General features: G+C 70.3%; 13 protein-coding genes and 1 pseudogene. 8 read left to right on the forward strand and 6 right to left on the reverse strand.

Going from position 1 to position 13,466, the window contains the following annotated elements:
- Positions 1–118: 118 nt before the first annotated feature.
- Positions 119–1,138 carry a sulfate ABC transporter substrate-binding protein gene (locus tag KS03_RS16075; RefSeq protein WP_015877170.1) on the reverse strand — a complete coding sequence of 340 codons (1,020 nt, stop codon included), beginning with the start codon at positions 1,136–1,138 and terminating at the stop codon, positions 119–121.
- A gap of 479 nt (positions 1,139–1,617) precedes the next feature.
- Between KS03_RS16075 and KS03_RS16080 the strand changes: the two genes are divergently transcribed.
- From KS03_RS16080 to KS03_RS32855, 3 genes and pseudogenes are all read left to right on the forward strand, one after another.
- A complete protein-coding gene (locus tag KS03_RS16080; RefSeq protein ID WP_015877171.1) occupies positions 1,618–2,850 on the forward strand; it encodes a glycoside hydrolase family 64 protein in 1,233 nt (410 codons plus the stop codon).
- 33 nt (positions 2,851–2,883) lie between these two features.
- A pseudogene (locus KS03_RS31450) lies at positions 2,884–3,009 on the forward strand (dihydrodipicolinate synthase family protein); the annotation flags it as partial.
- Positions 3,010–3,274: 265 nt separating this feature from the next.
- Entirely contained in the window at positions 3,275–3,727 is a 453-nt protein-coding gene (locus KS03_RS32855) for a hypothetical protein (protein WP_230674459.1), read from the forward strand.
- Positions 3,728–3,839: 112 nt separating this feature from the next.
- On the opposite strand, the gene KS03_RS16090 is transcribed toward KS03_RS32855, so the two are convergent.
- A complete protein-coding gene (locus KS03_RS16090) occupies positions 3,840–4,472 on the reverse strand; it encodes an RBBP9/YdeN family alpha/beta hydrolase (protein WP_015877172.1) in 633 nt (210 codons plus the stop codon).
- Positions 4,473–4,658: 186 nt separating this feature from the next.
- Between KS03_RS16090 and KS03_RS16095 the strand changes: the two genes are divergently transcribed.
- The 4 genes from KS03_RS16095 (at position 4,659) to KS03_RS16110 (ending at position 7,503) form a co-directional block, all read left to right on the forward strand.
- Positions 4,659–5,615, forward strand: coding sequence for a 2-hydroxyacid dehydrogenase (locus KS03_RS16095; protein ID WP_015877173.1), 957 nt, complete (start codon positions 4,659–4,661; stop codon positions 5,613–5,615).
- A gap of 144 nt (positions 5,616–5,759) precedes the next feature.
- Positions 5,760–6,686 (forward strand): hydroxymethylglutaryl-CoA lyase, encoded by a 927-nt coding sequence (locus KS03_RS16100; RefSeq protein ID WP_015877174.1) that lies wholly within the window; start codon positions 5,760–5,762, stop codon positions 6,684–6,686.
- A 41-nt stretch (positions 6,687–6,727) separates the two neighbouring features.
- Entirely contained in the window at positions 6,728–7,243 is a 516-nt protein-coding gene (locus KS03_RS16105; RefSeq protein WP_015877175.1) for a YbaK/EbsC family protein, read from the forward strand.
- Positions 7,240–7,503, forward strand: coding sequence for a DUF1289 domain-containing protein (locus KS03_RS16110; RefSeq protein ID WP_015877176.1), 264 nt, complete (start codon positions 7,240–7,242; stop codon positions 7,501–7,503). The genes KS03_RS16105 and KS03_RS16110 overlap by 4 nt, the downstream gene beginning before the upstream one ends.
- Before the next feature lie 334 nt (positions 7,504–7,837).
- On the opposite strand, the gene KS03_RS16115 is transcribed toward KS03_RS16110, so the two are convergent.
- The gene (locus KS03_RS16115) at positions 7,838–8,734 is read right to left on the reverse strand and encodes an alpha/beta fold hydrolase (RefSeq protein WP_015877177.1); all 897 of its coding nucleotides are present in this window, start codon (positions 8,732–8,734) and stop codon (positions 7,838–7,840) included.
- Positions 8,735–9,023: 289 nt separating this feature from the next.
- Here KS03_RS16115 and KS03_RS16120 point away from each other — a divergent pair, with 289 nt between their 5' ends.
- Complete coding sequence (locus KS03_RS16120; RefSeq protein ID WP_015877178.1) at positions 9,024–9,983, forward strand: NAD(P)H-dependent flavin oxidoreductase; 960 nt, start codon at positions 9,024–9,026, stop codon at positions 9,981–9,983.
- A 96-nt stretch (positions 9,984–10,079) separates the two neighbouring features.
- Here KS03_RS16120 and KS03_RS16125 read toward each other — a convergent pair whose 3' ends face one another.
- From KS03_RS16125 to KS03_RS16135, 3 genes are all read right to left on the reverse strand, one after another.
- Positions 10,080–11,048, reverse strand: coding sequence for a LysR family transcriptional regulator (locus tag KS03_RS16125; RefSeq protein WP_015877179.1), 969 nt, complete (start codon positions 11,046–11,048; stop codon positions 10,080–10,082).
- Between the two features lie 166 nt (positions 11,049–11,214).
- Complete coding sequence (locus KS03_RS16130; RefSeq protein ID WP_015877180.1) at positions 11,215–12,282, reverse strand: porin; 1,068 nt, start codon at positions 12,280–12,282, stop codon at positions 11,215–11,217.
- Between the two features lie 362 nt (positions 12,283–12,644).
- Positions 12,645–13,070: a hypothetical protein gene (locus KS03_RS16135; protein ID WP_045678854.1), complete on the reverse strand. Its 426-nt coding sequence runs from the start codon at positions 13,068–13,070 to the stop codon at positions 12,645–12,647.
- Positions 13,071–13,466: the final 396 nt, after the last annotated feature.

The raw sequence follows: 13,466 nt of genomic DNA on the forward strand, positions 1-13,466 counted from the left end.
CCCCGATGGGGCCCTGGCGGCGGGCCGCGCGGGCGGCGCCGTGCTGGGGGGGGCGAGACCGGCGGCGCCCGCCCGCCGGGGGGCGAAACGGTCCCGATTCCTGATGGCCCGCGCGCGGCTACTTCCGGTCGACGATGATCCGGTCGAACGTGCCGCCGTCCGCGAAATGCGTCTTCTGCACGGTGTCCCAACTGCCGAACACCTGCTCGACGCTGAACGTCTTCAGCGGCTTGAACTCCGCCGCATGCTGCTTCAGCACGCCCGCATCGCGCGGGCGCAGATGATGTTTCGCGATGATCTCCTGCCCGGCCGGCGAATACAGGTAATCGAGGTAGGCCTGCGCCACCTTGCGCGTGCCCTTCTTGTCGACCACCTTGTCGACCAGCGCCACCGGCGGCTCGGCCAGGATGCTGGTGGACGGATAGACGGCATCGAACTGCCCGCCCGCGCTGCCGGCGTCCATCAGCGCCACCTCGTTCTCGAAGGTCACCAGCACGTCGCCGATGCCGCGCTGCGTGAAGGTGGTGGTCGCGCCGCGGCCGCCCGCGTCGAGCACCGGCACGTTGCGGAAGATCGCCTTCTCGAAGCCGAGCGCCTGCTCGTCGCTCGCGCCCTTGAGCTTCTGGTAGCCCCACGCGGCCAGATACGCGTAGCGGCCGTTGCCCGAGGTCTTCGGGTTCGCGATCACCACCTGCACGCCGGGCCGGGCCAGATCGCTCCAGTCGTGAATCTGCTTCGGATTGCCGTGGCGCACCAGGAACACCATCGTGGTGGAATACGGCGAGCTGTTGTCGGGCAGCCGCCGGCGCCAGTCCTTCGGCAGCAGATGGCCGCGCTCGGCGAGCAGATCGATGTCGTTCGGCTGGTTCATCGTCACCACGTCGGCCTGCAGGCCCTGCAGCACCGACAGCGCCTGCGCGCTCGACGCGCCGTGCGACTGGCGCACCGAGACGGTCTCGCCGCTGCGCTGCTTCCAGGCCGCCACGAAGCCCGCGTCGATGTCCTTGTAGAGCTCGCGCGTCACGTCGTAGGACACGTTGAGCAGCGCGGTGTCCGCCTGCACGGCCGGCGCCGCCGCGACGAGCGCCGCCGCCGCGCCCGCGATCAGCCAGCGGCCGATCCGTTGCGTCTGAGTCATCGAATCCCCTGTGTGTGTGGTCCGTCGGATGTCAGGTATTGGTAAGCGGCGATTGTAGCGAGCACGGCACGCCGTCCCTACGATTCAATCGTGTTGAGATCACAACCAAAAGTCATTTGCCGCCCCGCGCGGGCCGTGCGCCTCGCTCCCGCACACCGCGCCCGCGGCGGCATGCCTGCCGCCAATCGATATCGCGGCGGCCTTTTCATTTCGATTCCGCCAAAGGTTTGACAACGGCTTTGCCGCCATGCTCAGATCGATTCGAACCGAATGCGTCGCTATCAGGATTCAGCTTTTGTTTTATTTCGGTGGCCAATTACCGAATTCATTGCGTATCGACGCTTGGCCAGGGCCCCACGGCGAGCCGGCGCATCCGGCCGCGCCGCCAGGTTTTCGTCCAACAGCGCCAACGCAAGGGCTGGCCGCCCGGGACATTTCCATCGCGCCCGACGCGGTCGAATAAACTTGGAGAAAAAGAAATGAGACAAAGGCAATTCCCATCGCTGGCCGGCATATCGATAAGAATTCTCGCCTCGGCAAGCTTGATCGTCATGCACGCCGGCGCGCAGGCGGCATCGGCCGGGCCGGCGGCGCCGGCGGCCTTTCCGGCCTCGGGCACCACGCTCAATCTCGTCAACGGCACCCACGGCGCCTACCCGGACAGTCGGGTGTACTGGACGCTGGTGGGCATGGACCCGGCCAACCACAACCGCTACGTGCACGTCGACTGCGCGGGCACGCTGGTGCCGATGAGCGCCGCCGACGACGCCCAGCAAACCAAGAACGGCATCGGCTACGCGAACTACTCGAACGCGCTGTCGCAATGCAAGTCGATCACGATCCCGGCCATCAGCTCGGCGCGGCTCTACCTGACGGTGGGCAGCACGCTGTACCTGCAGGCGGTGGGCAATCCGGTCACCGGCTACACCGGCCCCAACCTCGAGAATCCGGCCGATCCGAACATCGACGTGACGTTCGATTTCATCGAGTTCGACACCAATGCCGCGAACTTCTTCGGCAACACCACGCGCGTCGACCAGTTCGGCTTGCCGCTCGAGCTGCGCCTGCAGGGACAGGGCGGCTACGACCAGACGGTGGGGGAAACCGAAACGCGCGCGGCGCTGTTCCAGGCCTACCGGCAGCAGGTGCCGACGCCGTTCCAGGGCCTCGTGCAGGCGCCGTACCGGATCGTCGCGCCCGCGCACGGCAGCTTCAAGCCGGGCGGCGCCAACGCGACCTATCTCGACAGCTACATCCAGTCGATCTGGAATCTCTACAGCAGCCGGACGCTCACCTTCACCGACGCGCAGGGCACCTTCACGGGCCGCGTCGTGAACGGCCAATTCCGGTTCACCGACGGCCAGGGCACGTACTACGTCAACCGCATGCCGACCACCCAGGAAGTGCTGCTCGGCAACGGCCCGCTCAACGACGCCACCAACGCCGCGCCGGGCCTGCCCACCGCCAAGCAGCTGCAGATCCAGGCGCAGCTCTGCGCGGCGCTGAACCGGCACGTGGCGGAAAATCCCGCGCTCTGGAGCAGCGCCGGCTCGTTCTACGCCTCGCAGCCGACCAACTCGTATTCGCAGTTCTGGCATGCGCACGCCATCAACCATCTCAGCTACGGATTCTCCTACGACGACGTGAGCGGATTCAGCGCGTCGCTGGTGGCCACCAATCCGACCGTCGCCACGATCACGGTGGGCTGGTAAGCCGGCGCCGCGCCCGGCCTCACGCAGAGCGCGACGCAGGACGGCATCCGCCGCCATGTCGAGGCGATCGCGCAGGCGGCGGACCTGCCGGTGCTGGTCTACCAGATCCCGTACCGCACCGGCGTCAACGTCGGACTCGGCACGCTCGAGGCGCTCGCGGCGGCCGGCGGGTGCGAGGACGGCCTGCGCCGGCCCTTCGTGCCGGCCGGCGAATCCGTGCGCGAGCGCCTACGGCTCGGGCTCGGCCGCCTCGCCGACGAGGCGGTGGCGGCGCTCCGAGGCGCGTGGCGGCGAACGTCGGGAGACGCGTCCCGGCACGCGGCGCGCAGGCACCGTGCGGGCCGCGCCGCAGTCATACGCATGACGCGGGGCCGGGCGATACTCCCGGACCTAGCCGACACCGCCCCGCACTGGAGAACCCTCGATGATCCGACTGGCCACCCTCCCCTTGCTGTCGATCGTGCTGCTGCTCGGCGCGTGCAGCGACGATTCGCATCCCGCGGCGGCCTCCGGCGCGGCGGCGGGAGCGGCGGCCTCGGCGGTGCCGGCGAGCGGCGGCGGCACCGCCAGCACCTTCAACGGCGGCGCGGCGGCGACATCCTCGGTCGCGGGCGCGCCGGAGGCGGCGTCCGGCCAGCCGCCCCTCGCGCCGCCCGACCTCCACTACCCGCCCACCGACGGCGACGCCTCGGACGCCGTGCCGCCGCCGCCCGGCCCGGGCGATCCCGGCGGCCCCGACGATGCCCACGATCCCCGCAATCCCGCCGCGCTGAACCCGCCCGTGCCGAATGGCGCCTCGGCCGACGGCGCCGCGACGGTGCCGCCGCCGAGCCTGTTGCCGGGCTCCGCGGCCGATTCGGCGCGCACGCGCGGCTGAGCCGGCACGGGGCCGGCCCGCCCTGGCAGCGGGCGCCCGTCACGATGCACCGGCCGGCCTCGCGCCGCGCCGCCTGGCGGGCAACGGGCGGGCAACGCCCGGCGCGGCTCGCTCAGACCGCGAACGCGAAGTCGCGCCGCGGCGCCGCCGGCAAGGCGGCCGGGTCGCGCGGCGCCCCGCGAAACCGCTGCGGCGCCGCGCAATGCACCAGCGTATCGATGAGGTATTTGGCGCGCGGCCATGGCCCGAAGCCGGCCGCGGTGTTGACGTGGCCCGCGTCGCCGAGGTTGACGAACGCGCTGCCGAACCGGCGCGCCATCTCGCGCGCGTCGGCGAGCGTCATCCACGGATCGGTCTCGCTGCCGATCAGGATCGACGGCACCGGCAGCCGGTGCGCCTCGAACGTCCCCGCAAAGGCGAATTTCACCGGGTTGGCCGGCGCGACGAACAGCACGCCGACCACCTCGGCGCCCAGTTCGCCGCGCTGCAGCGCATGCGCGGCGGCGAGGCAGCCGAAGCTGTGCGCGGCCAGCACGAACGGGCCGCGCTCGCGCGCGAGCGTGTCGCGCACCGCGCCGGACCAGCGCGCCAGATGCGGCGCCTCCCAGTCGTCCTGCTGCACGCGCAGCGTATGCGCGAACTGGCGCTCGAGCCAGGTCTGCCAGTGCGCAGCCTCGCTGCCATGCAGGCCGGGCACGGTCACGACACGCGGCGGCCACGCCGACGCTTTGCTGCAGTTGGACATCGTTGCCTCCTTCGCTGGGCCGGTGGAGTCGAAGCCGATTGTCGGCCGCGCGGCGGGCGGGGAGAACCAATTTATCGTGCTTAGCAATTTCGGACTGGCGGCGCCGGATCGCCCGACGCCGTAAAATGGCCGTTTCGGCACGACACGGCCACGCGCCGGCGCCGCCCTCGCCAGCCCCCGACCACGATGCAGATCCTGCTTCATTACTCCGATGGTGAACTGTCCGACTGGCAACGCGAGACCGCAGCCGCGCTGCCGGGCGCGGTACTGCGCGCCTGGCAGCCCGGCGACGACGCGCGCGCCGACTACGCGCTGGTCTGGCAGCCGCCCGCCGCGCTGCTCGCGCCGCGCGACGGCCTGAAGGCGATCTTCATTCTCGGCGCCGGGGTCGATGCGCTGCTCGCGCTCGAGCGCGAGCGCCCCGGCACGCTGCCGGCCGGCGTGCCGCTGGTGCGGCTCGAGGATAGCGGCATGGGCGCGCAGATGGCGGAGTACGTCGTGTACGGCGTGCTGCGCCACCTGCGGCGCTTCGACGATTACGCGGCGCAGCAGCGCGACCGCCGCTGGGCGCCGCTGCCGGTCGCGCCGCGCGAGCGCTTCGTGGTGGGCGTGCTGGGCCTCGGCGTGCTCGGCGCACGAGTCGCGCGCGCGCTCGCGGGGCTCGGCCTCACGGTGCGCGGCTTCAGCCGCAGCGCGAAGGCGCTGGACGGCGTCGCCTGCTCGGCCGGCACGCCGCGCGCGGGCGATCCGGCGTTCGACGCGTTCAGCAGCGGCCTGCGGGTGCTCGTGAACCTGCTGCCGGGCACGCCCGACACCGAGGGCGTGCTGAACGCGCGGCTGTTCGCGCGGCTCGCGCCCGGCGCGCTGCTGGTCAACGTCGCGCGCGGCGCGCACCTGGTCGAGGCGGACCTGCTCGACGCACTCGCCACCGGACGCCTCGGCGCGGCACTGCTCGACGTGTTGCGCGAGGAGCCGCCGCGCGCCGATCATCCGTTCTGGCAGCATCCGCGCATCACGCTCACGCCGCACGTCTCGGCCGAGACCGAACGCGGCGGCGCGATCGCGCAGATCGCCGCGAAGATCCGCGCGTTCGAGCGCGGCGAGCCCGTGGGCGGGATCGTCGATCTCGCGCGCGGTTATTGAGGGCGCTCGCGCGGCGCCCGCAACCGCGTCACGCCAGCCAGCCATGCCGGATCACGCAGCCGCCGCGCGGCGCCGGCCCGGTTGCCCACGACAACCGCAGCACCACGCGCCCCTGCGCGCGTCACCGAACGATGGAGACTGATCATGACGTTCCCCGCAGCCGTGACAATCGTTGAAGTCGGGCCGCGCGACGGCCTGCAGAACGAGCCGAGCTTCGTGCCGACCGAGGTGAAGATCGCGCTCGTGGACCGGCTTTCGCATGCCGGCTTCGCGAACCTCGAAGTGGCTTCGTTCGTCTCGCCGAAATGGGTGCCGCAGATGGCCGACGGCGCCGCGGTGATGGCCGGCATCGCGCGCCGCCCCGGCGCGCGCTACTCGGCGCTGACGCCGAACCTGAAGGGCCTGGAGAACGCGCTTGGCGCGCGCGCCGACGAGGTGGTGATCTTCGGCGCGGCAAGCGAGGCGTTCTCGCAGAAGAACATCAACTGCAGCATCGCCGAGAGCATCGCGCGCTTCGAGCCGGTCGCGAAGGCCGCCAAGGAGGCCGGCGTGCGGCTGCGCGGCAGCGTCTCGTGCGCGCTCGGCTGCCCGTACCAGGGCGAGGTGCCGGTGGCCGCCGTGATCGACGTGGTCGAGCGCTTCGCCGCGCTCGGCTGCGACGAGATCGACATCGCCGACACGATCGGCGTGGGCACCGCCGCGCAGACGCGCACGCTGCTGGCCGCCGTCTCGCAGGTGTTCCCGCGCGAGCGGCTGTCGGGCCACTTCCACGACACCTACGGCCAGGCGCTCGCCAACATCCACGCCGCGCTGCTCGAGGGCATCACGATCTTTCATGCCTCGGTGGCAGGCCTGGGCGGCTGCCCCTACGCGAAGGGCGCGACCGGCAACGTCGCCACCGAGGACGTGCTGTACCTGATGCAGGGCCTCGGCATCGAGACCGGCATCGACCTGATCGAGGTGGCCGAGGCCGGCGCTTTCATCTCGCGCGCGATCGGCCGCGAGAACGCCTCGCGCGCCGGCCGCGCGCTGCTCGCCAAGCGCGGCGACGCGCAGGCCGCCCGCGCCTGAACCCATTCCGTATTCCCGATTCCCTTGACGCTGACGCCTTCATGACGCCCTCCCCGACTCCGACACCTCCCGAAGCGCTTCCCGACTCCGCGCGCCGCGTCGCGCAACTGCTGCGCGAGCGCGGCCACGCACACGGCGTGGTGCTGCTCGACGAAACCGGCCGCACCTCGGCCGAGGCCGCCGCCGGCCTCGGCTGCTCGGTGGCGCAGATCGCCAAGTCGATCCTGTTCCGGCGCGTCTCGGACGGCGCCCCCGTGCTCGTGATCGCGAGCGGCGCGAACCGCGTGGACGAACGCAAGGTGGCCGCGCAGGTCGGCGAGATCGGCCGCGCCGACGCGAAGTTCGTGCGCGAGAACACCGGCTACGCGATCGGCGGCGTCTGCCCGATCGGGCATCGCGTCGCGCCCGTCACGCTGATCGACGCCGACCTGCTCGCGCTCGACAGCCTATGGGCCGCGGCGGGCCATCCGCATGCGGTATTCGAGCTGTCGCCCCGGGAACTCGTCGCGCTGACGGGCGCGCCGGTCGCCGACGTCGCCCTGCGGGAGCCGGCATGAGCGGCGGCGCACGAGATCCGGCGAACGATACGATCGCGGCGGCCGGCGCGGCGGCCGAGACACCCGCCGCCGCCATCGCCTCGCCCTGCACCAACGTCTGCAAGATGGACCGCGAGGCGGGCTGGTGCATCGGCTGCCGCCGCACACGCGACGAGATCGCCGCGTGGCGCAAGCTCGACGACGCGGGCCGGCTGGCGATCCTCGCGCGGCTCGAGGCGCGCTGGTTCGACGACGCGGCGGCACCGACCGGCGCCGCCTGAGCGGCCCATGCGGGCGGCCGCGCAGCCGGGCCGGCGCGAGACCGCGAAGGCGCCGGGCCAGGCTCGGCCGGCGCCGCTCGCCGGCGCCGCGCGAACAAAAAAAAGCCGTTCGACCAGGGAGTGGCGAACGGCGCTCAGAGTGGAATCCCGTTGACGTGATCAACGTTAAGGCGATCATACGAGCGCCCATTTTGCATCGCATCGGGAGTTTCCCTACAGACCGAAATCCGCGCCCGGCGCCGCCGCCGCGGCATCGCTCGCGAGCCGGTCGCGCCGCGCGCGGCGGCCAGGCTCGCAGCAGCGGCGGCGATGCGGCGGCGGCCCGTCACGCGCATCAGGTGCCGAGCTCGCACGCCTCGAAGAACGCGAGCATCTCCGCGAGCAACGCGTCGGGCGCCTCCTCGGGAATGTAATGCCCGCAGTCGAGCGCGCGCCCGCTCACGTCGCGCGCCACCGCACGCCATTCGTCGAGCGGCGAGAAGCAGCGCGCCACCACGCCGTGGGCGCCCCACAGCACGCGCAGCGGACAGCCGAGGCGGGTGCCGCGCTCGAGATCGGCGCGATCGTGTTCGAGATCGATGCTCGCCGAGGCGCGATAGTCCTCGCACATCGCATGCACCGCGCCCGGCTGCTTCAGCGCGTGACGGTACGCCTCGAGGGCGGCCGGCGAGAACGGCGCGAGCCCGGCCGAGCGGTTGCCCATCACGCGCTCGACGTAGGCGTCGGGGTTCGCGCCGATCAGCGTCTCCGGCAGCGGCGCCGGCTGGATCAGGAAGAACCAGTGGAAATAGGCGGTCGCGAACGCGCGGTCGGTCTTCTCGTACATCGCGAGCGTGGGCGCGATGTCGAGCAGCATCATGCGCTCGACCGCATCGGGATGATCGAGCGCCATCCGGTGCGCGACGCGCGCGCCGCGATCGTGGGCACAGACCAGAAAGCGCTCATAGCCGAAATGGCGCATCACGGCGAGCTGGTCGGCCGCCATCGTGCGCTTCGAATAGGTCTGGTGGGCGGCATCGCCGCGCGGCTTGCCCGATGCGCCGTAGCCGCGCAGGTCGGTGGCAATCACGGTGAAGTGCTCGGCCAGCACGGCGGCAAGACGATGCCAGATCATGTGAGTCTGCGGATGCCCATGCAGCAGCAACAGCGGTGGACCGGTCCCTCCTTTGACGCCGAAGATGTCGACATCCTGCACCGTTACATTGAACGCTGCGAACTCGTCAAACGACATGGCGCTGTCTCTCTGTTCGATTGTTGTAGCAGCCATTGTAGAAGCCGGGTCCGCGATGCAAAGCCGCCGCGTCTCGCAAATCGTAGAAGCCGAGCACTCATTCGACACGAGCGCCGGCCGAGACGTCCTACAATCGCACGACCGTTCGTATTAATATGCAACGACCGCCGCCGCGCGCCGCTCTGCGATGCCGCCGGCGCGGCCCGCGACGCGCGCGAAGCGACGCGCCGCTACACTCATGTGGCCGCCCGCGACCGACGCGAGCGGCGCCGCCTCCGGAGACCCCATCATGGCCCTGCCCGCCGTCCTCCAGCGCCTGTCGCTGCCCGTCATCGCCTCGCCGATGTTCATCGTCAGCTATCCCGAACTGGTGCTCGCGCAGTGCAAGGCGGGCATCGTCGGCTCGTTCCCCGCGCTCAACGCGCGGCCGGCCGAACTGCTCGACGAATGGCTCACGCGCATCGAGGAGGAGCTCGCCGCACACCGCGAGCAGCATCCCGATGCGGTGATCGGGCCGATGGCGGTCAACCAGATCGTCCATCAGTCGAACGTGCGGCTCGAACACGACGTGCGCGTGTGCGTCGAGCACAAGGTGCCGATCTTCATCACCAGCCTGCGCGCGCCGGCCCCGGAGATCGTGCAGGCGGTACACAGCTACGGCGGCATCGTGCTGCACGACGTGATCAGCCTGCGCCACGCGCAGAAGGCGCTCGAAGCCGGCGTGGACGGGCTGATCCTGGTGGCGGCCGGCGCGGGCGGCCATGCCGGCACCACCTCGCCGTTCGCGCTGGTGGGCGAGGTGCGGCGCATGTTCGACGGCCCGCTGGTGCTGTCGGGCTCGATCGCCAACGGCGGCTCGATCCTCGCCGCACAGGCGATGGGCGCCGACCTCGCCTACATGGGCACGCGCTTCATCGCCACGCGCGAGGCGCACGCGGTGGACGGCTACAAGCAGGCGATCGTCAACGCGAAAGCGGCCGACATCGTCTACACGAACCTGTTCACCGGCGTGCACGGCAACTACATTCGCGAGAGCATCGTGAACGCCGGGCTCGATCCGGACGCGCTGCCCGAGGCCGACAAGTCGAAGATGAATTTCGCCAACGACAAGGCGAAGGCGTGGAAGGACATCTGGGGTGCGGGGCAGGGCGTGGGGCTGATGGATGACGTGCCGAGCGTGGCCGAGCTGGTCGAGCGGCTCGCGCGCGAATACGCCGACGCAAAGACGCGGCTCGGCATTCGCGGCTGACGCCGCGGCTTGCCCGAACGCGGCTTGCCTGAATGCGGCGCCGGCCCGGCCGCGCGCCGGGCACGGCGGCCGCGCCGGGCGCGGGCGCCGGCGCGCTCAGCGCGCGACGGCCCGCCTCGCCTTCGGCGCGGCGGCCTCCCTCAGATACTCGTCGATCGACGGGCACAGCGATTGGCCGGAGAAGCGGTCGGCCAGGAAATCGACGAACGAGCGCACCTTCGCGGACACGTGCCGGCGGCTCGCGTAGACCGCGTAGATCGGCAGCTCGCGCGGCGGCATCGCCTCGAGCAGCAGCGGCACCAGACGGCCGGCCTCGATGTCGTCGCCCACCACTTCGGTGCCGAGCATCGCGATGCCGCTGCCGTTGAGCACCGCCAGGCGCAGCGCCTCGAGGTGGTTGACGATCAGGTTGCCCGACAGCGTCACGCGCGAGGCCGCGGCCGATTCGAACGCAGCCGAATCGATCGAGCTCGGCCCGGTGTCGCGGCGCAGGTAATTGTGCCGCTCGAGATCGGCCAGCGCGGCGGGCATGCCGTGTTCCTCGAGGTAGGCCGGCGAGGCGACCAGCAGGATGTGCGCGGTCGCGATCTGCCGCGCCACCAGCGACGACGATTTCAGCCCGAACGGCGCGGCGCGCACGGCCACGTCGTAGCCTTCGTCGATCAGCTCCACCACGCGATCGGACAGCGTGATCTCGACGGTCACGTCGGCATAGCGCGCCGCGTAGTCGGTCACGGCGCTCATCACGTGGCGCAGCCCGAACGCGGACAGCGAGGTCACGCGCAGGCGGCCCTGCGGCACGATGCTGGCCGCGCCCACCGCCTGGCCCGCCTCGTCGAGTTCGGTCAATGCCTGCACGAGCCGCTCGTAGTATTCGCGCCCCGCCTCGGTCGGTGCGACGCGGCGTGTGGTCCGATGCAGCAGCCGCGCGCCGAGCTGCTGCTCGAGATGCATCACGTGCTTGCTCGCCATCGCCGCCGACATCTGCATGCGTTCCGCTGCGCCGACGAAGCTGCCGACTTCAACGACATAGCGAAATACATTCATGCTGACGAGGGTATCCATCAAAAACGCTCGCGTTCCAGAAATTGCACATTGAAAAGACTGTAACAAAGGCTGGCTCGCGAAAACGTCAACAAACGCAAAACGTCGTTTTATGGACGCGCCCGGCGCCGGTTCCGCGCCGGGCATCGCGCGGCGCGCCGTCCGCGCGGCGCGCTCGGGGCAACGCTCAGAATCGCACCCGCATGCCGGCGCCGAGCGTGTCGCCGCTCGACTGGTTCGACAGGCGGTCGAGCAGGTAGGCGGCGTAGAGGTCGGTGCGCTTCGACAGCGGATAGTCGTAGCCGACCGCCCAGGTCTGACGCGTCTGGTCGAGCCCGCCCGTGTCGCGCGAGTACGCATACGAGGCCAGCGCGCTGCCCGCGCCGAGCGGCACCGACACGCCGCCCTGCGCGGTGTTCACGTGCCAGCTGCCGCCCTGCAGGTCGTTTTTCGTATACATGTACTGCCCGTACAGCTTCGCGAACTTCAGGTCATAGCTGATGCCGAGCTGCGTGACGCTCTGGCTCTTCATGCCGGCCACCAGCGAGCCGAGATCGCCCGGCGCGTTGTTGAAGTTCACATATTGGTACACGGCGGTCATCGCGAGCGGGCCGCGGAAATACTGCAGCTGGCCGCTCCATTTCTTCGCGGCGTTGCCGCCGGACTGATTGCCGAGCGCGTACATCGCACTCGCGTTGAAGCCGTTGAAGTCGGGCGTCGTGTACGACACCGCGTTGTTCCAGCCCGAATCGCCCACCACGCCCTGGTCGGTCGTGTAGGTCGGGAAGGTGCCGAGCCCGAGGAACACGTGATAGACCATCGGCGAGAATTCGTAGGAGTCGATCAGCGGGTTGAACAGGATCGTCGAGAGGAACAGGTGGGTCGTGAGGCGCCCCGCGCGCACCGTGCCGTAGGGCGTCTCGAGGCCGACATAGGCATTGCGCGCGAAGAACGTGTCGCCCTGGAAGCGGCCGTAGCTGCCGCTCTGCGGCCGGAAGAAATCCTCGATCGTGAAGATCGCGCGGTAGCCGCCGCCGAGATCCTCGGTGCCGCGCAGGCCCCAGTACGAGGTCGACATGCCGCCGCCCTGCACGCCCCAGGCGCGCTCGCCGCCCGGGAATTTCTGCGCGCCCACCCAGGCATCGACCTGGCCGTAGAGCTGGATGCTCGATTGCGCGTGAGCGGGCGCCGCGAGTGCCGCCCACGCGAGGCAGGCGAAGGCACCGGACGCAGTCCGGCGAGCGAGTGACTTCATGAGATCTCCGAATCAAATCGAATGGAAGCGATGCGCGCCGGGTCGAGGCGAGGGCGTGCGCATGGACGAGGCTAGGCCATCTTCGCGGGCCGATAAACTGATCAAAATTGAAAACGCTTATGGTGGGTATAGCGGCGGCGCGCGATACGCGGAGCGGGCCGCGGCAGCGGGCCGGAATCGGCTCGGCAGCGGCGGGCGCCGCCGGCGAGGCGCGAAAGATAGCGCAGGCGGGATGCGGCGGGAAAGCGTGAAACGGAAAAACCCACGGGAAACGGCGCGGACTGTGGCGAATCCGCGTCAATCAGGGGGCAAGGGTGCGAGGTGCGAGGCGGCGGCAGCCCGGCACGGCCGGGCGCGAAAGCTCAGTTGTTGCGGTAGAACGAGGAGAAGAAGGTCCCGCGCGAGTCGGCGCTTTCCTGGGCGCGCGGCGCCGGCGGGCGGCCGCGTTCCTCGTTGTAGCGGGCCACGTCGGCGCGGATCGAGCCGGAGCGGATCGCCCCGTCGGCCGCCCCGGGCGGGCGCGGCAGCGAGGACGAGGAGGCGCTGACCGACCGGTAAGGGCTGGCCCCCGGATAGCGGCCATCGTCGCCCCCCTCGGCCGGGCCGCCGGCCGCGCCGACCCGATACGGCGCGGCGGCCGCCCGACTCGGGCGCAGCCCCCAGCGCACGCCGCCGGCCTCGCTGCGCCAGCCGGGGGCGAGATCGCGGTGCATGGCACCAGCGCCGCCGCCGCGCCCCCCGCCGCCGTGCGGCGGATGGGCGAAGGCGAGCGAGGCCGCGAGGGCCATCGCCGCCGCCGTCAGCCACTTCCCGATAGTCCGTTTTGCCCGATCCACTCTCATATTCGCTTACCGCGTGCTGTTGGCCTTGGCCCGGATTCGGGCGGCAGCCTTTCGTCAGTAATTTAGGAGCGGGTGATTTTGATGTCGAGCCGAAAAGTGTTAGACCGCCGGCATCGATGTAACACCGTGTTACTCCAAGGCTTCCGACGCTTTTTACGCTAATTTTTAGCGAATTTTTGCGCGTTTAGGCGTGAATTTCGCAGGGTCGATTCCCAGTCGAAAACGTCCCTGCAGCCGTCGCTTCATACAAATTATTCATTAATTGATTCGTCGAATGAATTTGTCTATTGAATGTGCAGCCGCGACAATACGCGCCTGGCGCGTCCGGCAGCCGGGCCGCTT

The sequence above is a fragment of the Burkholderia glumae LMG 2196 = ATCC 33617 genome (assembly GCF_000960995.1).
Classification (GTDB): Bacteria; Pseudomonadota; Gammaproteobacteria; order Burkholderiales; family Burkholderiaceae; genus Burkholderia; species Burkholderia glumae.